The organism is Candidatus Thioglobus sp. NP1 (assembly GCF_003326015.1).
Lineage (GTDB): Bacteria > Pseudomonadota > Gammaproteobacteria > PS1 > Pseudothioglobaceae > Pseudothioglobus > Pseudothioglobus singularis_A.
Genome location: NZ_CP023860.1, coordinates 1,222,428 through 1,243,080, shown reverse-complemented (window position 1 = coordinate 1,243,080; position 20,653 = coordinate 1,222,428). Strand labels below are relative to the sequence as shown.

At 34.9% G+C, this 20,653-nt stretch carries 19 protein-coding genes; 13 read left to right on the top strand and 6 right to left on the bottom strand.

Annotation, left to right across the window (positions count from 1 at the left end; all coding sequences use genetic code 11):
- The first annotated feature begins 9 nt into the window (after window positions 1-9).
- From CRN91_RS06375 to rnr, 3 genes are read left to right on the top strand one after another with little or no spacing between them, the layout of a single operon-like run.
- Window positions 10-975 carry an ATP phosphoribosyltransferase regulatory subunit gene (locus CRN91_RS06375; RefSeq protein ID WP_114115602.1) on the top strand — a complete coding sequence of 322 codons (966 nt, stop codon included), beginning with the start codon at window positions 10-12 and terminating at the stop codon, window positions 973-975.
- 19 nt (window positions 976-994) lie between these two features.
- Window positions 995-2,311, top strand: a complete 1,317-nt coding sequence (locus CRN91_RS06370; RefSeq protein WP_114115601.1) for an adenylosuccinate synthase — start codon at window positions 995-997, stop codon at window positions 2,309-2,311.
- Between the two features lie 39 nt (window positions 2,312-2,350).
- Window positions 2,351-4,468: a ribonuclease R gene (rnr, locus tag CRN91_RS06365; RefSeq protein ID WP_114115600.1), complete on the top strand. Its 2,118-nt coding sequence runs from the start codon at window positions 2,351-2,353 to the stop codon at window positions 4,466-4,468.
- A gap of 7 nt (window positions 4,469-4,475) precedes the next feature.
- Here the strand turns inward: rnr and ilvD are convergent, their stop codons facing one another.
- On the bottom strand, window positions 4,476-6,140 hold the full coding sequence (gene ilvD / locus CRN91_RS06360; RefSeq protein WP_114116079.1) for a dihydroxy-acid dehydratase: 1,665 nt from the start codon (window positions 6,138-6,140) through the stop codon (window positions 4,476-4,478).
- Between the two features lie 74 nt (window positions 6,141-6,214).
- Between ilvD and CRN91_RS06355 the strand changes: the two genes are divergently transcribed.
- A complete protein-coding gene (locus CRN91_RS06355; RefSeq protein WP_254424925.1) occupies window positions 6,215-6,640 on the top strand; it encodes a GNAT family N-acetyltransferase in 426 nt (141 codons plus the stop codon).
- Window positions 6,641-6,676: 36 nt separating this feature from the next.
- Window positions 6,677-7,264, top strand: coding sequence for a ribonuclease T (rnt, locus tag CRN91_RS06350; protein WP_114115598.1), 588 nt, complete (start codon window positions 6,677-6,679; stop codon window positions 7,262-7,264).
- Here rnt and CRN91_RS06345 read toward each other — a convergent pair.
- Complete coding sequence (locus CRN91_RS06345) at window positions 7,261-7,965, bottom strand: lysophospholipid acyltransferase family protein (protein WP_174688440.1); 705 nt, start codon at window positions 7,963-7,965, stop codon at window positions 7,261-7,263. The two genes, rnt and CRN91_RS06345, sit on opposite strands and share 4 nt — an antisense overlap.
- A gap of 144 nt (window positions 7,966-8,109) precedes the next feature.
- On the opposite strand from CRN91_RS06345, the gene CRN91_RS06340 reads away from it, so the two are divergent.
- Window positions 8,110-9,249, top strand: coding sequence for a DNA recombination protein RmuC (locus tag CRN91_RS06340; protein WP_114115596.1), 1,140 nt, complete (start codon window positions 8,110-8,112; stop codon window positions 9,247-9,249).
- The gene (locus tag CRN91_RS06335) at window positions 9,246-9,992 is read left to right on the top strand and encodes a YciK family oxidoreductase (protein WP_114115595.1); all 747 of its coding nucleotides are present in this window, start codon (window positions 9,246-9,248) and stop codon (window positions 9,990-9,992) included. The genes CRN91_RS06340 and CRN91_RS06335 overlap by 4 nt, the downstream gene beginning before the upstream one ends.
- Window positions 9,993-9,997: 5 nt before the next feature.
- Here the strand turns inward: CRN91_RS06335 and CRN91_RS06330 are convergent, their stop codons facing one another.
- Entirely contained in the window at window positions 9,998-10,798 is an 801-nt protein-coding gene (locus tag CRN91_RS06330; protein WP_114116078.1) for an inositol monophosphatase family protein, read from the bottom strand.
- 5 nt (window positions 10,799-10,803) lie between these two features.
- On the opposite strand from CRN91_RS06330, the gene CRN91_RS06325 reads away from it, so the two are divergent.
- The gene (locus CRN91_RS06325; RefSeq protein ID WP_114115594.1) at window positions 10,804-11,568 is read left to right on the top strand and encodes an RNA methyltransferase; all 765 of its coding nucleotides are present in this window, start codon (window positions 10,804-10,806) and stop codon (window positions 11,566-11,568) included.
- A gap of 41 nt (window positions 11,569-11,609) precedes the next feature.
- Here the strand turns inward: CRN91_RS06325 and htpG are convergent, their stop codons facing one another.
- On the bottom strand, window positions 11,610-13,469 hold the full coding sequence (gene htpG / locus CRN91_RS06320; RefSeq protein ID WP_114115593.1) for a molecular chaperone HtpG: 1,860 nt from the start codon (window positions 13,467-13,469) through the stop codon (window positions 11,610-11,612).
- 38 nt (window positions 13,470-13,507) lie between these two features.
- Here htpG and xerA point away from each other — a divergent pair, with 38 nt between their 5' ends.
- The 5 genes from xerA (at window position 13,508) to bioB (ending at window position 18,563) form a co-directional block, all read left to right on the top strand.
- Window positions 13,508-14,422: a site-specific tyrosine recombinase/integron integrase gene (xerA, locus tag CRN91_RS06315; protein WP_114115592.1), complete on the top strand. Its 915-nt coding sequence runs from the start codon at window positions 13,508-13,510 to the stop codon at window positions 14,420-14,422.
- The gene (locus CRN91_RS06310) at window positions 14,419-14,970 is read left to right on the top strand and encodes an L-threonylcarbamoyladenylate synthase (RefSeq protein ID WP_114115591.1); all 552 of its coding nucleotides are present in this window, start codon (window positions 14,419-14,421) and stop codon (window positions 14,968-14,970) included. Before xerA ends, CRN91_RS06310 begins: the two co-directional genes overlap by 4 nt.
- On the top strand, window positions 14,970-15,872 hold the full coding sequence (hemF, locus tag CRN91_RS06305; RefSeq protein ID WP_114115590.1) for an oxygen-dependent coproporphyrinogen oxidase: 903 nt from the start codon (window positions 14,970-14,972) through the stop codon (window positions 15,870-15,872). Before CRN91_RS06310 ends, hemF begins: the two co-directional genes overlap by 1 nt.
- Before the next feature lie 176 nt (window positions 15,873-16,048).
- Window positions 16,049-17,455 (top strand): type I glutamate--ammonia ligase, encoded by a 1,407-nt coding sequence (glnA, locus tag CRN91_RS06300; RefSeq protein ID WP_114115589.1) that lies wholly within the window; start codon window positions 16,049-16,051, stop codon window positions 17,453-17,455.
- A 109-nt stretch (window positions 17,456-17,564) separates the two neighbouring features.
- Window positions 17,565-18,563 (top strand): biotin synthase BioB, encoded by a 999-nt coding sequence (bioB, locus tag CRN91_RS06295; RefSeq protein ID WP_114115588.1) that lies wholly within the window; start codon window positions 17,565-17,567, stop codon window positions 18,561-18,563.
- On the opposite strand, the gene murG is transcribed toward bioB, so the two are convergent.
- Both murG and CRN91_RS06285 read right to left on the bottom strand, forming a co-directional pair.
- Window positions 18,496-19,521 (bottom strand): undecaprenyldiphospho-muramoylpentapeptide beta-N-acetylglucosaminyltransferase, encoded by a 1,026-nt coding sequence (gene murG / locus CRN91_RS06290; protein WP_114115587.1) that lies wholly within the window; start codon window positions 19,519-19,521, stop codon window positions 18,496-18,498. The genes bioB and murG overlap by 68 nt on opposite strands.
- Complete coding sequence (locus tag CRN91_RS06285) at window positions 19,514-20,641, bottom strand: FtsW/RodA/SpoVE family cell cycle protein (protein ID WP_254424924.1); 1,128 nt, start codon at window positions 20,639-20,641, stop codon at window positions 19,514-19,516. The genes murG and CRN91_RS06285 overlap by 8 nt, the downstream gene beginning before the upstream one ends.
- Between the last annotated feature and the right edge of the window lie 12 nt (window positions 20,642-20,653).

Here is a 20,653-nt window from a genome sequence, read left to right as displayed (position 1 = left end):
ATATAGGTAATGAGTAATTGGCAGTTACCTGAGGGCATAGATGAGCTCACTGGTGAACAGGCTCTTGCTTACGAAAATTCAAGAAGAGGTCTATTAGATTTATATCAAGGGTGGAACTATGAATTAGTTGTTCCACCCATGATTGAATATGCTGAATCATTAATTATAAATTCTAAGTCAATCGACCAGAAGACCTTTAAATTTCTTGACTCAGTGAGTGGTCAAATGCTAGGAGTTCACTCAGATATAACCCCTCAAATTGCTAGAATTGACTCAAAGCGTTCAATAGCAAAAAAAGGCAATAGATATTGTTATATTAATTCAATACTTCAAACTAAAGCAGATGATTTTTATGCTTCTCGTTCACCTATACAAGCAGGTGCTGAGCTTTATGGAAATAAAGCTATAGATGCTGATATAGAAATAATTGAACTGATGTTGGCATCCCTAGCTTTATTGGGCGTAAAAGATATAACACTCAGTTTTGGAAATACCGCTATATTTAATGGACTTTGTGAATATGCAGAACTCAATAATCAAAATATAGCAACTTTAAGGGATATCTTTAGACGCAAATCAGTTCCTGACCTTACTGACTTTTTTTCTAATAATGAGGTTAATCATGCAGATAAATTTCGCTCATTAATTTCACTTGATGGTGAGCAAGGAGTTCTAGATCAGGCATTAAAGCTTTTTGAGGAGTTTCCAGAAATTATAAGTGCAATAACTAATTTAGAAAGACTCCATCAGTCTTTTAAAGATAGTAATCTCAATTTAATGTTTGATCTTGGTGAGGTAAAGGCATATGAATACCATAATGGACTTGTTTTTGCAGCTTACCATTCAAGCTTTTCAAAAGCGTTAGCACAAGGTGGAAGGTATAACAGTTTAAGTGAATCATTTGGATCTCCAAGAGATGCTACAGGTTTTTCTTTTGACCTAAAATTCTTAATTCAACAACAACTTAATTCTTAATTAATATTCAGGGACAAAGATGGGAAAAAATGTCGTAATAATAGGCACTCAATGGGGTGATGAGGGTAAAGGCAAAATAGTTGATTTAATTACAGATAAAGCAAGTTCCGTAGTTCGATTTCAAGGTGGTCATAATGCTGGTCATACTCTAGTTATAGATGGTAAGAAAACGGTTTTACATCTAATCCCTTCAGGAATTCTTAGAAATAATGTTCAATGTTTGATTGGTCATGGAGTCGTTTTATCTATGACAGCTCTTTTAAAGGAAATGGCTGAACTTGAAAGTTCAGGAGTAGATGTTAAATCGAGATTAAAAATAAGTCCAGGATGCCCATTAATACTTCCATATCACATTGAGCTAGATATAGCCCGAGAGATTCATAGAGGTAAAGCAGCTATAGGGACTACAGGTAATGGTATTGGACCAGCTTATGAGGACAAGGTTGCTCGAAGAGGCCTAAGAGTGGCAGATTTATTAGATGAAAAGCTTTTTGCACAAAAACTTAAAGAGGTTGTTGATTATCATAACTTCAGTTTAGAAAATTATTATAAGCAGCCTACGGTAGATTATCAACAAGTTTTAGATGAGACTCTAAATCAAGCAAGTATCATTAAACCAATGATTATTGATGTTGCCGATAAGTTACATCAATTAATGGAAAATGATGAAAATATCCTATTTGAGGGTGCTCAAGGAGCATTACTAGATATAGATCAAGGTACATATCCTTTTGTAACCTCTTCAAACACAACTTCTGGTGGTGCAGTTACAGGATCTGGAGTAGGGGTGAGGGATATAGATTATGTTTTAGGTATTGTAAAAGCATACACTACGAGAGTTGGTGGGGGTCCATTCCCAACCGAGCTTGACTATGATATTACTTCTGATGAGGGCGATCCTATTGGAAGAGAGCTTTGTGCAAGGGGTCATGAATTTGGTGCAACTACGGGTAGGCAAAGAAGGTGTGGTTGGTTAGATTTAGTTATCTTGAACAGATCTTTTAAACTCAATGCTGTTAGTGGGATTTGCTTGACCAAACTTGATGTCTTAGATGAGCTCGATTTAATTAAGATATGTGTTGCCTATGAAATTAATGGACAAAGAACTTCAATACCTCCATTCTCAGCTGAAGGGTATGCCCAGTCAAAGCCAATATACATTGAGATGCCTGGCTGGAAATGTTCTACAATTGGAACTCATTCTTTTGAAGGGCTGCCCTTAGAGGCTCAAAACTATATAAGAAAAATTGAAGAGCTAAGCCAACTTCCAGTTGATATTTTATCCACTGGTCCAGACAGAGATGAGACTTTAATTCTTCAAAATCCCTTTGATTAGTTATTAATATTTCTAAGCATACTTTATACTTAGCACATTATGTCTGACCCTCACTATGATCGTGAAGCGGAAAAATATGAGAGCCCGATTCCATCTCGCGAACATATTTTAAGTTTTATTCAAGAAAAACCAAGAAGTAAGCGCCAGCTTTTTGACCTATTAGCTTTAGCAGATGAGCAAAAAAAAGCCTTTGAGAGGCGTCTACGAGCTATGGTTAGAGACAAGCAGCTTAGTTGTAATAAGAGTGGTGTCTATAGGCCATTTTCAAATCGTGGTCTTTTGACAGGAACAGTTATTGCTAATCCAAAAGGCTTTGGATTTGTCGCTCTTGATAAGGGTGGTAAAGATTTAAGGCTTACTTCTCAACAAATGAAACTTGTTTTTCATGGAGATAAGATTAGAGTCCGCCTTCTAAATAAAAAATTAGACGCTGAAATAGTTGAGGTTTTAGAGACTGTAAAAACTCTTGTGGGGAGGCTTCATTTGGATGGTAAAAAACCTTATGTAGTCGTAGATGATAGACGCATAAAGCATAATATTGAAATTACTGAGTTAATAGATGGTTGTCTTGATAATCAAGTAGTTGTTGTTGAGATGCTATCATCTCCAACTATTGATTCAGATGCCAAAGGAAAGATCTCATCAATTATTGGCAATTACCTTGATGAAGGAGTTGAGGTTGATTCAGCTATATATCGACATCAAATACCTGCAGTTTTTTCTGAAAAAGCACTTAAAGAGTCTGCTCAATTACCAACTAAAGTCATTCCAAAAGATAAAAAAAATAGAATTGATATTACAAAACTTGAGCTTATTACAATTGATGGTGAAGATTCAAGAGATTTTGATGATGCTGTATATGCTGAACCAACTAAAAATGGCTGGAAATTATTAGTAGCAATTGCAGATGTCTCTCATTATGTTAAAGAAGGCTCTGAGCTTGATAGTGAATCCCATGAGCGGGGAAACTCAGTTTATTTTCCTCATCGAGTTGTCCCAATGCTTCCCGAAGCAATTTCAAATGGTTTATGCTCTCTAAACCCTAAAGTAGAAAGACTCTCAATGGTTTGTGAAATGTATATCGATCCATTGGGTGAACTTTTAGATTATAAATTTTACTCTGCAGTAATGCTTTCGCATGCTCGTCTTACCTATACTCAGGTAAATGAGATGCTTGAGGATAAAAAGAGTCCCCTTAGAATGACGTTTTCTAATGTTACTGACAACATTGACTTCCTGTATGGATTATATAAAACCCTAAGAATTTCCAGACAAAAACGTGGCGTCATGGATTTTGATAGGATTGAAAGCCAAATTCTATTTGATAATAAGGGCAAGATAAAAGATATTGTAGCTAGCTCAAGAAATGATGCCCACCGTCTTATTGAGGAATGCATGTTAATGGCAAATCAAGCTGCTGCAAAATTCTTGCAAAAAAATAATGAAGACTTCCTTTATAGATCACACCCTAAACCAACAGCTGAAAAGGTTGAGTTAACTCAAAAATTTCTCACAGCTATAGGGCTGACCTTGGAGGGTGGTATAGAGCCAGAATCTAGAAACTTTGCTAAAGTTCTAAAACAAGCAAAAGGTCGAGATGATGAAAATATTATTAAAACAGTAGTTCTTAGAACAATGAAGCAGGCGACTTATACTCCAGTTAATGAGGGTCATTTTGGCTTAGCATTTGAGGATTATGCCCACTTTACATCTCCAATAAGGCGTTATCCAGACTTACTAGTGCATCGTGCTATAAAAAGAGTCCTGAATACTACATCTAGAGAGCCATCTGGAAAAATGATTGAATTTGGCACCCACCTCTCTATGACCGAAAGGCGAGCAGATGATGCATCTAGAGATGTAGAGCAGTGGCTGAAGTGTGAATATATGAGAGATAAAGTGGGAGAAAACTTCCATGGAGTTATTTCTGGAGTGGCTGGTTTTGGACTCTTTGTTGAACTTTCAGAAGTTTATGTTGAGGGCCTAGTATCAATTAGAGACCTTAAGGATGACTATTTTATTTTTGATGATGTACACCATCAGTTAAAAGGTCAAAGAGGTGGAAAAATTTATCGCCTAGGAGATATGATAAAAGTTAAGGTTGCTTCTGTTAATCTTGATGACCGGAAAATCGATTTTATACCTGACTTTGGTTAATTTTTTTTTATTCAGTAATTGCGCCGCGTGATGCAGATTGGGCTAGCTTTGCATACTTAGCTAAGACACCCTTAGTGTATCTAGGAGAGGGTTGCTTCCATTTTGATAATCTATTTTCAATAATTGAATCATCTACAAGAAGTTCAAGGCGATTATTTTCAGCATCAATCAAAATTTCATCACCATCTTCAATTATTGCTAGAGCACCGCCAGTGTAAGCTTCTGGTGTAATATGACCAACAACAAAGCCATGAGTTCCACCAGAGAATCTTCCATCAGTAATTAGTGCGACTTTTCCACCAAGGCCTTTACCCATAACTGCTGAGGTTGGGGCAAGCATCTCTCTCATTCCTGGCCCTCCTTTTGGTCCCTCGTAACGAATAACAATTACATCACCCTCAATTATTTGATCATTTAATACTGCCTGAAGTGCATCTTCCTCACAAGCAAAAGTTTTAGCCTTTCCTTGGAAAGTCAGCCCTTCCTTTCCAGTTATTTTTGCTACAGCACCTTCAGAGGCAAGGTTACCTCGTAAAATTCTTAAGTGAGAATCCTTTTTGATTGGATTATCTAATGACATGATGATTTCTTGACTATCTGCATAGGGCTTAACATCTTGTAAATTCTCTGCTAAGGTTTTACCAGTCACAGTAATACACTCACCGTGAAGCATACCAGCATCAAGGAGCATCTTCATTAATGGAAGGGTACCTCCTATTTGAACAAGCTCACTCATCATATACTTACCTGAGGGCTTAAGATCAGCAAGAACAGGAACATTAGCACCAATACGAGTGAAATCATCAATTGTTAAGTCAACATTTATGGCATCAGCCATTGCAATTAGATGCAGAACTGCATTTGTTGAGCCACCAAGCGTGATGATTAAGGTAATAGCATTTTCAAAGGCCTCTTTAGTCATAATATCGCTTGGCTTAATGTCGTTATTTAATAGATTTAATACAGCTTCACCAGCTCTTGATGAGTCACTATTTTTATCATCGGATATGGCATCTTGAGATGAAGAGTTAGGAAGACTCATTCCAAGAGCTTCAATTGCTGAAGCCATTGTATTTGCAGTGTACATTCCACCACAAGAACCAGGACCTGGAATTGCAGTTGATTCAATTTGTTCTAATTCAATATCACTAATATCATTATTTGCTCTTTTACCAACAGCTTCAAACACACTAACAACATCAGTATGGTTTTTACCAGGTTGAATGGTTCCTCCATAAACAAATACAGATGGACGATTTAGTCTTGCAAGACCCATAACGCATCCTGGCATGTTTTTATCACAACCACCAATAGCTACGACTCCATCAAACCCTTGACAAGCAACGACAGTTTCAATTGAATCAGCAATAACTTCTCTAGAGACTAAGGAGTACTTCATCCCCTCAGAGCCCATTGATATTCCATCTGAAATAGTAATTGTATTAAATATTACAGCTTTTCCACCAGCAGAATTGACGCCAATCTCAGCTTGATCAGCTAAGTCATTAATGTGCATATTACAAGGGGTAACCATGGACCAGGTTGATGCAATGCCTACTTGCGGTTTTTTAAAGTCTTCTTTCTTAAAGCCGACTGGGTAAAGCATAGCTCTTGATGCAGCTCTCTCATATCCATCTACAACAGCTGAGGAAAATTTTCTTGTATTTGACATCCAATTTAAATAAGCAAAAAATACAAATTTTAGACTAAAATAGGCCGGTTCTATAAGCAATTTAAGGCTATAAATTGAGTAAAGTCTCACAAATATTTGAATTGATGCAACCATTTGTTGAAGATGGTAAGTTGCTAAATAGGAGTTATGAGGATCTCAATCAAGTAATAAATGATTTTGTGGTTCTAGAAGAGGGTGGTCAAATTATTGCTTGTGCAGGACTAAAATTTTATAAGCCTGAGAATGCTGGAGAAATTTATGCTCTTGCAGTTAAGAAGTCTTTTCATAACACTGGAACATCTTCAAAGCTTATGGAGGCTTTGATTAAAAAATCAAAAAATATGAAATTATCCTATATATTTGCTCTCTCAAAATTTGGAGGTAGATTTTTTCTTAGATATGGATTTACTAAAGCAGAATTAATCTCACTCCCATTGATTCGACAAAAGAGTTATGATAATCAAAGAAAATCAGTTATTTATTTAAAGAGTTTTAAATAAGAATTGTTTGTAAATTATTTTATTAAATAAACATTAATGAAGCTTAAAGACAGAATTCGAGGTTACCTCCCAGTAGTGGTAGATGTTGAAACTGGTGGCTTTGATGAATCCAAAGATGCTCTATTAGAAATTTGTATTATTATTATTGGCCTTGATGATCAGTATTTATTAGAACCAAAGAAAACCCTTCATTTCCATATAAAACCTTTTATAGGCTCAAATATAGAGTCATCAGCACTTAAGTTTAATGGCATTGACGTTGACAGTCCATTTCGTCTTGCTGTTAGTGAGAGAGAGGCATTTAGTGAAATTTTTAGCTGTATTAATGAATATCTCAAAAATGAGGAATGCACAAGGTCAATTCTTGTTGGGCATAATGCATTTTTTGACTTAGGATTTGTTAAAGCTGCAACAGATAGAATAAATCTTAAGAGCCCTTTCCATCAATTTTCTACTTTGGATACAGTTAGCTTATCAGCTCTATACTGTGGTGAAACAGTCCTAGCTAAAGCTGTAGCTAAGGTGGGTATTGAGTGGGACAATACGCAAGCGCATTCGGCACTTTATGATACTCAGAAAACTGCTGAACTTTTTTGTCATATTTTTAATTCAAAGAAAACTTAAAGTAGTTTTTTTTCTTGCTCAAGTGTCCAATTCCTAACCTCTTTTGTTAACTCTGAAGAAGTCAAAGATGAACTAGAAATAGCCTTGCCAATAACAACTGTTATTACTCCAGGTTTTTTAATAAAGCTTCCTTTTGGCCAAAATTTACCTGCATTATGATAGACAGGGATAATATCATGACCAGACTTCTTGGCAATAGCTGCAGCACCATTTTGATAATCTCCTAAATGTTTATATGTTTGCCTGGTTCCTTCAGGAAAAACCACAACAGAAATACCTTGACTTAATCTCTCAGAACCTTGTTTAATTACTTTTTTAATGGCATTTAATTTATCTCCTCGATTTATTACAATAGGCTTTAGAAGAGCAAGACTCCAGCCAAACACAGGTAACCATAAAAGTTCTTGTTTTAACACCCAAGTATGAGCTGGAAATATGGTCTGAAAAGCCAATGTTTCCCAGGTTGATTGATGATTAGAAATAATAACACTGGGAGATGAATTAATATTTTCACTACCCTTTACATCAGTAGTAATATTTAGGCTAATTTTTAACCACCATATACAAAAAATAGCCCAATTCGAAAGAAATTTTTGTCTATAACTATAAGGCAAAATTACAAGAAATAACCCACACAAAGTTATAACAATGAGGCTTATTATTGAGCCAATAAAGTACAATAAAGATCTTAAAAACAGCATAGTTATAGTAATGGGTTAACGTTATAATTTAGTTGTGATTCTAACTAAAATTTTACTAAGATTATTAAGGATAAATTCAGCTATTTCATTAATGAGCCCTATATTACTTAAAATACGTAAGATTCATAAAGCTTGGAGAGTTACATGAATATTCTTATTGGCTTATTGTCCCTTGTAATTGGTGCATTTATATCCTTCTATGTATTTAACAAAAAATTACTCAACTCCAGAGAAGAAAATATTCAACTAAAAGCAACTCTTGAAGAAAAAGAAAAAAGTTTTGTAGAGAAATCTAAATTTGTAGATCAACTTAAAAGTCAGGTAAATCATGACTTTAAAGCTTTAGCATCTGATATTTTGAAAAATGATAGAGATAAACTTAAGATTGATAATTCAGATTTATTGACTCCTCTTCAAACTCAACTAAAAGGCTTTAGAGATAGAATTGAAACTATTACTAAAGAACAAATTGAAGAAAGAACGTCATTAAAAGAACAAATTAAATCATTACATGAGGCAAATCGTGAAACCCAGCAATCAGCTCAAAATCTTACAAATGCCCTAACCTATGACAATAAACTTCAAGGAGATTGGGGAGAAGAAATTTTAAGCTCACTATTATCAAGTTATGGATTCCAAGAGGGTATTGAATTTGATTTACAAAAACAATATAAAAGCGAAACTGGAGAGAAGTTTAAACCTGATGTAATTCTTCATTTACCAGAAGGAAAGGATGTTGTTATAGATTCAAAAGTATCGCTTAAAGATTATGTTGATTATGTTGCTGATCAAACTAATGAAGAAGCTTTAAAGAAGCATATTGCGTCTATAGATAATCAAATTAAGAATATAAGTATAAAAGAATATGAAAATCTTGAGGGTGTCAGAAGTCTTGATTTTATTTTTGTCTTTATACCAATTGAAGGCGCTCTTTTGTTAGCTCTTCAGCATAAACATAGCTTGTTTGATGATGCTTTAAAGAAGAATATTATGTTAGTTTCACCTTCAATGCTTAGTATGAGTTTAAAGACGGTGAATTTTATGTGGCAAACAGATAAACAAAACAAAAATGCTGATGAAATTGCTCGTCAAGCAGGAAAAATGTATGACAAGCTTGCTGGTTTTTTTAGTGATTTAGATAAGATTGAAAGTCAGCTAGATAAGACTAAAGAGGGCTTTTCTGATGCTAGAAAAAAACTGCAAACAGGTCCAGGTAATTTAATTGGACGTGCTGAAAAATTAAAGGCACTTGGTGTAAAGTCTAATAAAGATATCAGTGAATGAAACTTCCAAAAAATTATAAAGTTAAGCAAAATGAACTAAACAGTAAGGTTATTTTAGTTACTGGTGCAAACAAAGGTTTTGGTCTTGCAATTTCAATGGATCTTGCAAAGGCAGGTGCTACCGTTATTATGCTGGGTAGAGATTTGAGTTCACTTGAGTATGCCTATGATGCAGTTGTTGATGCTGGCTATAAGGAGCCCATACTTTACCCACTAGATCTTGAAGGTGCTTCGCCTGAAAATTACCAAGAATTGCAAGATAATATTATTGAGAAATTTAATAGACTTGATGGTCTTATTCATAATGCTGCTATTCTTGGTACGCAAATGCCTATTGATCAATATGATATTAAACTTTGGTATTCAACTCTTCAAATAAATTTATCTGCTCCGTTTATGTTAACTCAGTTTCTTATCCCTGCTTTGAAGAAGTCAGATGATGCCAGAATTCTCTTTTTATCCTCTTCAGTAGGTAGAAAAGCGAGAGCATATTGGGGAGCCTATAGTGTTAGTAAATTTGGGTTAGAAGGTCTCGCTATGACTCTTTCTGAAGAGCTTGAGAAAACGAAAATTAAAGTTAATACAATCAATCCTGGAAAAATGAGAACAGAAATGAGGAGAACTGCTTATCCAGCAGAAGATGCGTCGACTTTGCCAAAACCTGAAGAAAAGAGCTCTGTAATTGTATATCTGTTATCAAAAGAAGCAGAAAGGATTAATGGCGAGCAACTTTCAATTGACTAGCGTTCTTATCGCTGAAGGTCTTCGCTGAGGTGAGGGTGTATTTTTTTTAAAAGTACTTTGAAGACATCAGCATTCCCAGCAACAACATTACCAGTTTCCATGTATTGATCCCTTCCTGAAAAGTCACCAATAAAGCCTCCTGCCTCCTTAACAAGTAAAGCTCCTGCAGCCATATCCCACTTGTTTAAACCAATCTCCCAAAATCCATCTAAGCGACCAGCAGCTAAATAAGCTAGATCTAGTGCAGCTGCTCCTGCTCTTCGAATTCCAGATACATGTGGATGGATTGCTTTAAAGGTTTCTAGATAACAGTCAAGATGTTGAGGATGTTTGAATGGAAAGCCAGTCCCAATTAGAGTGTCTTCAAGTCCATTTGACATAGTTACCCTAATTCTTTCATCATTTAAATAAGCGCCTTCACCCTTTGATGCAGTAAAGAGTTCCTCTTTAAAAGGATCATAAATAACAGCATGCGTTGGGATTTGGTTTTCAAGCAGGGCAATGGAAACAGCGTATTGAGGAAATCCATGTAAATAATTAGTAGTACCATCTAAAGGATCAATAATCCATTGAAAATTATTGTCACCTAATATCTCTCCACTCTCTTCAGCTAAAATCGAATGTTTTGGGAAGGCTTTTTTAATCTCGTTTATAATGGCTTTTTCAGCAGTTTTATCAACCTCTGAGACAAAGTCATTGATAGACTTATTCTCTATGGTCAACAAGTCGACTTGGTTGTGATACCTTAGGATAACATCACCAGCTGCACGAGCAGCTCGAACTGCAATATTAACGGTAGGATGCATGTTTAATGAGCCAAATAAGTAAAGCAACGAATTATACCTTGACGAATTTTAATAAAGTGAGGATTGTCATGGTAAGTACTACTGAGCCAGGTAATATTGGTGCAGCAGCTAGGGCAATGAAAAATATGTCTTTAAGTCGTCTTTATTTAATTAATCCTAGTAATTACCCTTCTGCAGTGGCAACTGCACGAGCTAGTGGTGCTGATGATGTTTTATCTAATTCAATTATATGTAAATCCTTAGAAGAGGCTTTAGAGGGGGTCCACTTAGTTATTGGTGCAAGTGCTCGTCAACGAAATATTAAATGGAGGCAGTTAGATGTAATTGATACTTGTAAGGAAATTCAGGCAATAACTTCAAAAGAAGGCCAAGAGGTCGCAATCATATTTGGTACAGAAAATTCTGGTCTTACAAATGAAGAGTTAGATTTATGCTCAATTCTAATGACAATTCCTGGAAACCCTGAATATTTTTCACTAAATGTAGCATCAGCTATTCAAGTTTTTGCTTATCAAAACTATGTAAGTTCTGTTAAGGATAAATTTGATAATTCTGGAAATGAACTCGCTAGTTTTGATGACCAAGATAGCTTTTATAAGCATCTTGAACAAGCCCTTGATCATTTAGAATATTTTGATAATAAAAAACCAAAAAGCTTATTGATGAGAAGGCTTCGTAGGCTTTTCGCGAGGAGTAGTCTCGAAAAGGAAGAGGTTGCAATCTTAAGAGGCATCCTTAATAAAATTAATCCCTTTAACAAATTAGATTAATAAAATGTAAAAAGCCCGAATTTCGGGCTTTTTTTAAGGTTTTACTTTGCAAGCATTAGCTTATTCATGCGCTTAACAAACTCAGCAGGCTCTTTAATTTGGCCACCCTCACTGAGAACTGCTTGATCAAATAACACTTTAACTATGTCTTTATCAATTTTTGTCTTAAGTTTCTTTACAAGTGGATGATTTGGATTAATCTCAAGTATAGGCTTAGTATCAGGAATATCTTGACCGAGTGATTTCATAATACGTTCCATATTTCCACCCAACTCATTTTCATCTGCTACAAGACATGAAGGGGATTCACTTAATCGACTAGAAACTTTAACTTCTTTAACTTGATTTTCAAGAATCTTTTGAGCCTTAGAAATAACACTTTCATAATCCTTAACTGTTTTTTCCTTCTTTTTCTTATCTTCTTTAGTGTCAAGGTCCTCAAGATCTCCCTTAGCGATTGATTTAAGTGAGTATTCTTCAAAATCACCAAAGTTGGCTACTAACCACTCATCAACTCTATCTGAGAGAAGAAGAACCTCAATATCTTTTTGTTTAAAAATTTCAAGATGAGGTGACCCCTTGGCTGAATCGTAAGTGTCTGCAGTTACATAATATATATTTTTTTGATCTTCCTTCATTCGGCCAATATAGTCTTGGAGTGAAACCGTTTGATCTGAGTTTTCAGTTGAGGTTGAAGTAAATCGTAAAAGATTTGAGATTTTGTCTTTATTTGCGGAGTCCTCTACTACCCCTTCCTTTATAACCATTCCAAACTCTTTCCAGAATAACGAATAGTCTTCAGGTTTATTTTTTGACATCTTATCTAATTCTGATAGGATTCGTTTGACAGAAGCTTTTTTGATTGTATCCACAACCTTGCTACCTTGAAGAATCTCTCTTGAGACATTTAAAGACAAGTCAGCTGTATCAATTACACCCTTAATAAAGCGAAGGTATTGTGGAAGTAATTCTTCGTTGCCTTCCATTATAAAAACTCTTTTGGCATAGAGTTTGACACCACTTTTTCTTTTTGGCTCCCACATATCAAATGGCGCTTTTTTTGGAATAAATAATAGTGAAGAGTATTCAAGCTTGCCCTCTACTCTATTATGAATTTGAGTTAATGGGCCTTCAAAGTCATAGGTCAAAGATTTATAAAACTCATCATAATCACTTTGAGATAGTTCTTTTTTATCCTTCATCCAGAATGCTGTTGCTTCATTTATTTTTTCATACTCTATAACATCTTTATCTTCTTCAGATTGTTTTATCATAAGAATTGGTACAGTAATATGATCAGAGTATTTTGAAACAATTCCACGAATACGATAGTCGTCAACAAACTCACTTTCTGCCTTCTTGACATCAAGAATAATTGTTGTTCCATAATCATCTAATTCAACAGTTTCAATTGAGTAGTCTCCCTTACCCTTTGATACCCATTTTGTTCCATTAGCCTTGTTATCACCTGCCTTTCTACTTAAGAGTGTGACGGTATTTGAAACTATAAAAGCAGAATAAAATCCCACACCAAATTGTCCAATAAGATTAGAGTCCTGAGTTTGGACTTTATCTAAGCTTTTTAAGTATTTTTTAGTACCTGAGTTAGCAATAGTTCCAATATTTTCCATGACCTCTTCTTGAGTCATTCCTATGCCGTTATCTCTTATAGTAATTGTTCCTGCATCTTTATCGATATCAATATGAATGCTTGGCTCTTCCTTTACTTCTATAAGTTTATCGTTTGATAAAGATTCAAACTTAAGTTTATCAATTGCATCAGAGGCATTTGAGACTAGCTCTCTTAAAAATATCTCTTTATTAGAATATAAAGAGTGAATCATTAAATCGAGAAGCTGTGATACTTCAGTTTGAAATTCGTGCGTTTGTTTTTGACTCATCTAAAATCCTTAATCGTTTAAATGTAAAATATAAACATATGGTCAAACAACAGAAAATCAAGTATCAAGGTGAAATATTAGTTAAGCAAATTGAAGAGTTTATTATTTTCTTGACTATTGAAAAAAACTACGCTACTAATACTATTGAGGCATATGAGAGAGATTTATTAAAATTCCTATCTTTTATGATGGATAAAGGCATTTCAAATTGGGGTCAAATTACAACTGAAAATGTAAATTTGTTTGTTATGGGTCTAAGACACTCTGGGGCCTCTGGGAAGTCAATAAGAAGATATTTATCTTCTATAAGAGGACTCTTTTCCTTTATGATAAAAAAATCAGAAGTTTTAATAAATCCTGCAATTGCTATTAAAGCACCAAAAATTGATCAATTACTTCCTAAAACAATTGATTTTGATGATCTTACAAATATGATGACTTTAAAAACTGGGCTTTTTTCTGAGTTACGAGCAGTATTAATGGTCGAGTTATTATATTCCTGTGGCTTAAGAGTCTCAGAATTGGTTGGGATTAATATCAAAGATTTTGATTTAAACGAAGGCTTTGTTCGAGTTGTGGGTAAAGGAAATAAAGCTCGTTTTACTCCTGTGGGTAAATCTGCCCTAAGGCTTCTTCAGGATTACCTTTCAAGAAGACAGGGAGGTAATTCTGATGCTTTGTTTTTAAATAAAAATGAATTAAGGATAAGTACTAGATCTGTTCAAAATATTGTGAAAAAAAGAGCCTATGAAGTTGGTGTGGTAATTAATGTACACCCCCATATGCTGAGACATGCAGCTGCAACTCATTTTCTTCAATCAAGCCATGATTTAAGAACAGTCCAAGAGTTTTTAGGTCATAAAAGCATCAAAAGTACTCAGGTTTATACTCATTTAGATTTTTTAGAACTATCAAAAGTCTATGATGAGTTTCATCCTAGAGCTAAAAAATGAAAATAACTAAAGATATTAAATTAGCTCTTAAGTATCTCAAGACTGGGGTTATAGCTCATCCAACTGATACTATATATGGCCTTGGGTGCCTTGCTAATAATTTAAATGCAATTCAGAAAATGATAAATTTAAAAAAAAGAGATGAAAAAAAAGGGTTTATATTGCTTGCTTCTGATGTGAGTTATTTGATGCCTTATATTGATTTAAATGAAGATAGTGAGATGTTTCAAAAACTCACTAAAACCAACAAAAAACCAACAACTTATCTTGTTCCTAAATCTCAAAAAACTCCAGACCTGATATTTGGTGATAATGAACTTTTAGCTGTTAGGTTGACAACTGACCCTTTAATTACATATTTCTGTGAGAATACTAAATCTGCTTTAATTTCTTCAAGTGCTAATATTCAGGGGGAGCAAGCGGCAACCTCTTTGCATGAGTTAAAGTCATATTTTAATGATGACCTGGGATTTGCCTTGCCCCCAAATAAGTATAATTCAGAGCCCTCAAGAATTATAAATATACTTACAGGCGAACAGATTAGATAATGATTAATCAAGTTGAAAAATATTTATTAGGGCTTCAAAAAGAAATTTGTTCTGAAATTGAGCAAATTGATGGTAAATCATTGTTTGAAATTGACAAGTGGGCAAGGGCTGACAAAAGGGGTGATGGCGTTACCAGTATTATTACTGATGGAAACGTTTTTGAAAAAGGTGGCGTTAACTTTTCAATTATACATGGTGATAAAATGCCTAAATCTGCCACTGCAACAAGACCTGAGCTTGAGGGAAGGAGGTATACTGCGCTTGGTATTTCATTAGTAATGCACCCTCAAAACCCATATGTACCAACTGCTCATGCTAATGTTCGTTTTTTTATTGCTGAAGAGGTTGGAAAGGATCCAATTTGGTGGTTTGGAGGGGGTTTTGATCTTACACCTTATTATGGCTTTGATGAAGATGCAATCCATTGGCATCAAATTGCAAAAAAAGCCTGTGCCCCATTTGGAGAGGATATTTATCCAAAATATAAAAAAAGCTGTGATGATTATTTTTATTTGACTCATAGGGACGAGCAAAGAGGTATTGGGGGCTTATTTTTTGATGATTTAAATAGCGGTGGTTTTGAAAAATGTTTTGACTTTATGAAAAGTATTGGGAATCACTTTATTCAGGCTTACATACCAATTGTTAAAAAGAGAATTGGAACTTCTTTTAGTGAAAATCACAGAGACTTTCAGCTTTATCGCAGGGGACGCTACGTTGAATTCAATTTATTACAAGATAGGGGGACTTTATTTGGGCTTCAGAGCGGTGGTAGAACAGAATCAATCTTAATGTCACTTCCTCCAAAAGTTCAATGGCATTATAAATTTAAAGTCCTCCCTGGAAGTGAAGAGGAGCGTTTAACAAGTTATTTTTTAAAGCCTAGAGATTGGATTAATTAAAACTCAACCTTAGTTGAATAATTTTTAATGAAACTCTAATGGAGTTAGGATATAATCTACCTCTGTAAGATCCTATGTTGATCTCTTCAAGAGTCAATATTATCGTTTGCAACGACGCAGACCTCCTGACAAAGCCTGTCAATTTTTTTATTCTATTTATATTTAGGAGAATAACTATGTCTGCAAAAGATGTAATAAAAATGATCGAAGATCAAGATGTTAAATTTATAGATTTTCGCTTCACTGATACTATAGGTAAAGAGCAACACGTTAGTGTTCCAGCTCACACGATTGATGTTGAAAAACTTGAGGATGGCCAAATGTTTGATGGTTCATCTATTTCAGGTTGGAAAACGATTAATGATTCTGATATGATTTTATCACCTGATACAGAAACTGCTGTACTTGATCCTTTCACAGAAGAAGTAACTTTAAACATTCGTTGTAATATTATTGAACCAAGTACCTTAAAAGGCTATGTTAAGGATCCTCGTTCTATCGCACAACGTGCTGAAGAGTTTATGAAATCTTCAGGTGTTGGAGATACAGCTTATTTTGGAAACGAGCCTGAATTTTTTGTGTTTGACAGTGTCAAGTGGGATACAGGTCATGGAATGGGTAAGGCATTCTATGAAATTAATTCTGAAGAGGCTGCTTGGAATTCTGGAGTGGATATGGAAGGTGGAAATAAAGGTCATCGTCCTAAAGTTAAGGGTGGTTACTTTCCAGTTCCACCAGTTGATTCATTGCATGATCTTCGCTCCCAAATGTGTTTAGCTATTGAAGAAATGGGTGTTACTACTGAGGTTCACCACCATGAGGTTGGAACAGCTGGGCAGTGTGAGATTGGTGCTTTATTCAATACCCTAGTCAAGAAGGCTGATGAAACTCAAATTTTAAAGTATTGCGTTCATAACGTTGCTCATCTATATGGAAAGACAGCAACATTTATGCCAAAACCAATTGCTGTTGACAATGGTAATGGTATGCATGTCCATATGTCTATTGCAAAAGATGGCGTTAACTTATTCGATGGTGACGGATATGGCAACTTAAGTGAGATGGCACTTTACTATATTGGTGGAATTATAAAACATGCAAAAGCATTGAATGCATTTACAAACCCTTCTACAAATTCATATAAGCGTTTAGTTCCTGGGTTTGAAGCACCTGAAATGCTTGCTTATTCAGCAAAGAATCGCTCAGCCGCAATTAGGATTCCTTTTGTTAAAAACCCTAAAGGGCGACGTATTGAGGTTCGTTTTCCTGATTCAACTTGTAATCCTTATCTTGCTTTCTCAGCATTATTAATGGCGGGCCTTGATGGTATTAAAAACAAAATTCATCCTGGTGAGCCTTCTGATCAAGACCTTTATGAAGACAGTGATGGTTCAATTCCTAAGGTTGCAGCTATGCTGCATTTAGCTTTAGAAGCATTGGATAATGATCGTGATTTTTTAAAGCAAGGTGGAGTCTTTACTGATGAAGTTATAGATTCATTTATTAATCTTAAGATGGAGGAAGTGACTGCTATGAGAGCATCACCACAACCTCTAGAGTTTGATTTGTACTATAGTTGTTAATGTTTTAATATGAACTTAAAAAGGCTGCATGATATGCGGCCTTTTTTTTGTACTTTTTGTTCCATAAGTATGCGGTAAAATTTAATTTATGTCTTATTAATAAATTCAAATGTTTGAAATTAAAAACGATTGGAAATTAGATGAAATAAGGGCGTTATTTGAAATGCCTTTTAATGATCTCTTATTTAAAGCTCATAGTATCCATAGAGAGGTTTTTGATCCTAACCAAGTCCAGGTTAGTTCTCTATTAAATATCAAGACAGGTGCTTGTCCAGAAGACTGCTCTTATTGCTCCCAAAGCTCTAAGTATGATACTGGTCTTGAGCGTGAAAGTTTAATGGAGATTGAGCAGGTTTTAAAAAAAGCCCAAATTGCTAAAGATAAAGGTGCTTCTAGATTTTGTATGGGGGCTGCTTGGAGAAACCCTACAGATAAGAGTCTTGATAAGGTTATCCCTATGATTCAGGGTGTTAAGGCGATGGGTATGGAAACATGTGTTACTCTTGGTATGCTGACTCCTAAGCAAGCATCTACGTTAAAAGAGGCTGGTTTGGATTATTACAATCATAATATAGATACTTCTAAGGAGCACTACTCAAATGTAGTTTCTACAAGACACTTTCAAGACAGGTTAGATACCTTAGAGGCAGTTAAAAATGCTGATATCAATGTTTGTAGTGGAGGAATTTTAGGTATGGGGGAAACAGAGGTTGATAGGGCCTCTATGCTTCAGTCTTTAGCTAATCTTGAAAAACATCCTGATAGTGTGCCAATTAACTTATTAGTCCCTATTCCTGGAACACCTTTTGAAAATGTTAAACCTCCAAGTGAAAGTGAATTTGTAAGAACAATAGCAGTAGCAAGAATTTTAATGCCAAATTCAGTAGTAAGGTTATCAGCTGGCCGACTTGAGATGGGTGAAGGAATGCAGGCTTTGTGCTTCTTTGCCGGTGCAAACTCTATTTTCTATGGAGAACAACTATTAACTACTGATAATCCAACAGCAGCAAATGATTTACTTCTTTTTAAGCGACTTGGGATTAATCGAAAAGATAATCAGCGATTATTATTTCAGGACTTAGAACTGAAAGTAACTCTAACTTCGTAGTAATTTCTTGAAGTTTTTCAGGGCTTAACCTGTTCAATTCCATATCAATCAAATCTGCACTTAAATCATCCTCTTTTATAAGTATTCCTGCACCATTTTTTGAAAGATATTGCGCATTGATTGTTTGGTGATCATCAACAGCATACGGAAAAGGAATTAGAATTGCTATAGTTTTTGAAGCAATTAACTCTGAAATAGTCATCGCTCCAGCACGACAAATTACAATATCCGCCCAAGCATATGCTTTAGCCATATCTTCAATAAAGGGTTCAATTTTGAGATCTAGATGTAAATCAGTATTGTATGAAGCTTTAACATTATCAAAGTGTTTTGCACCTGTTTGATGCCAGATACTTAATGGAGTATTAATTTTAGTAATTGTCTCATTGATTTTTTGGGCACCAAGTGAGCCTCCTAATATAAGTATTTTTTGAACTAATTCAGGAGTTTTTTTTGATATTGGTCTAAAAAGCAAGGGGTTACCAACTGTTGAAGCTTTTATTTTTATATCAAAGGTATTTTCAAAGGCTTGAAAGGATTTGTTGGCAAGCTTGCTTAACAATCTATTTGTAGTCCCAGGGATAGTATTTTGTTCATGAATAATTAATGGAATGAATAGCAATTTAGCAAGCAATCCTCCTATGCCAGAAACATATCCACCCATTCCTATAACCTTATTAGGTCGGAATTTAATAAATACTAAGATAGTTTGGAGTAGTCCTAATCCTAGAAAGAAAACAGCCTTTAATATTGTTATTACACTTTTACCTCTTAATCCACTTGTGTAGACACTGTGAAGCTTATAACCATGCTTAGGAACTAATGATTTTTCAAGACCGTTTGTACCACCAAGCCACTCAATAGTAACTCCACGAGCTTTTAATTCTTTTGCGATAGCAAGAGCTGGAAAAATATGGCCTCCAGTTCCACCTGCCATAATTAAAACTTTCTTAGACATATTCTTTTTGTTTGAAATATTTAGTTCTATTTTCCATATCTACTCTTAAGATAATTGCTAGTGAGATAATTGCAAAGATCATTGAAGTTCCTCCATAGCTGAGAAGTGGCAGTGTAAAGCCTTTTGGAGGGAGTAAACCAAGATTCATACCAATATTGACAGTAATTTGCATTGAGAACCATGTGCAAATTCCAAATACAACATAAGAACTGTAGTTTCTTCCTTTTTGAAGAGCTGTTTTTGCAATTGCAAATCCCTTTAAAAGAATATATAGAAATGATAGAAGAACAAATAACATCCCAATAAAGCCAAGCTCTTCACCAATTACTGCAAATATCATATCTGTATGTCTTTCGGGTAAAGCTTTAAATTTTTGAATACTGCCACCTAGACCTGTTCCAAACCAGTCTCCCCTTGCAATGCCAACTAAAGCGGCTTTTGTTTGATCAAGTTTTGGGTTCGCATCATTCCAGAAATCATCTGTCCAAAAAGACATAAATCTTTCAACTCTATTTGGAATGAGAGAGGCAATAATTGCCATTAATAAAAATAGTGCTGTTGTAACAATAGTTAATTGTTTAATGTATGAGCCAGCTGCATAAAGCATTGCCATTGCAGTCAATGCTATAATAAGAGTCGCTCCAATATCCGTTTCAAGGAGTATTAAAAGACCAGTAATACCTATAATAGCAATTGTTTTTATAAAGCCAATCCAAGGTTTTCTAATGTCTTTCTCTTGACGAATTAAAAAACCAGCCATAAATAAAACCATTGATAGTTTCATTAATTCTGAGGGTTGAAACTTAAAATAAACAAAATTAATCCAGCGGGTTGAGCCTTTTACTTCATGCCCAATTGGGCTTGGAAGAAAAACAACCATTAGTAATATTAAGGTTAATATAAATAAAGGGATTGAGTATTTTTGAAGAACTGAGATTGGTGTATTAAGAATTATTAGACCTGAGGAAAGACCCATTAAAATAAAGAGGGTCTGCTTTGCAAAGAAAGAATAACTAGAAAAATAAGAGAGTGAAGCTGAGAAAGACATAATCCAACCAAAAATTAATAGTGCCAAGATTACAGATAATAGAGACTTATCTGGCATCTGCTGAGTTCTCATAGTTGAATTTAA

Bases quoted from the DNA above. Each gene is read 5' to 3' on its own strand.
- CRN91_RS06330 (WP_114116078.1), bottom strand. From the start codon at position 10,798: ATGCATCCTACCGTTAATATTGCAGTTCGAGCTGCTCGTGCAGCTGGT.
- CRN91_RS06375 (WP_114115602.1), top strand. From the start codon at position 10: ATGAGTAATTGGCAGTTACCTGAGGGCATAGATGAGCTCACTGGTGAA.
- murG (WP_114115587.1), bottom strand. From the start codon at position 19,521: ATGTCTAAGAAAGTTTTAATTATGGCAGGTGGAACTGGAGGCCATATT.
- hemF (WP_114115590.1), top strand. From the start codon at position 14,970: ATGATTAATCAAGTTGAAAAATATTTATTAGGGCTTCAAAAAGAAATT.
- CRN91_RS06335 (WP_114115595.1), top strand. From the start codon at position 9,246: ATGAAACTTCCAAAAAATTATAAAGTTAAGCAAAATGAACTAAACAGT.
- CRN91_RS06285 (WP_254424924.1), bottom strand. From the start codon at position 20,641: ATGAGAACTCAGCAGATGCCAGATAAGTCTCTATTATCTGTAATCTTG.
- rnt (WP_114115598.1), top strand. From the start codon at position 6,677: ATGAAGCTTAAAGACAGAATTCGAGGTTACCTCCCAGTAGTGGTAGAT.
- CRN91_RS06325 (WP_114115594.1), top strand. From the start codon at position 10,804: ATGAGCCAAATAAGTAAAGCAACGAATTATACCTTGACGAATTTTAAT.
- CRN91_RS06310 (WP_114115591.1), top strand. From the start codon at position 14,419: ATGAAAATAACTAAAGATATTAAATTAGCTCTTAAGTATCTCAAGACT.
- rnr (WP_114115600.1), top strand. From the start codon at position 2,351: ATGTCTGACCCTCACTATGATCGTGAAGCGGAAAAATATGAGAGCCCG.
- ilvD (WP_114116079.1), bottom strand. From the start codon at position 6,140: ATGTCAAATACAAGAAAATTTTCCTCAGCTGTTGTAGATGGATATGAG.
- CRN91_RS06370 (WP_114115601.1), top strand. From the start codon at position 995: ATGGGAAAAAATGTCGTAATAATAGGCACTCAATGGGGTGATGAGGGT.
- xerA (WP_114115592.1), top strand. From the start codon at position 13,508: ATGGTCAAACAACAGAAAATCAAGTATCAAGGTGAAATATTAGTTAAG.
- glnA (WP_114115589.1), top strand. From the start codon at position 16,049: ATGTCTGCAAAAGATGTAATAAAAATGATCGAAGATCAAGATGTTAAA.
- bioB (WP_114115588.1), top strand. From the start codon at position 17,565: ATGTTTGAAATTAAAAACGATTGGAAATTAGATGAAATAAGGGCGTTA.
- CRN91_RS06345 (WP_174688440.1), bottom strand. From the start codon at position 7,965: ATGCTGTTTTTAAGATCTTTATTGTACTTTATTGGCTCAATAATAAGC.
- htpG (WP_114115593.1), bottom strand. From the start codon at position 13,469: ATGAGTCAAAAACAAACGCACGAATTTCAAACTGAAGTATCACAGCTT.
- CRN91_RS06340 (WP_114115596.1), top strand. From the start codon at position 8,110: ATGAATATTCTTATTGGCTTATTGTCCCTTGTAATTGGTGCATTTATA.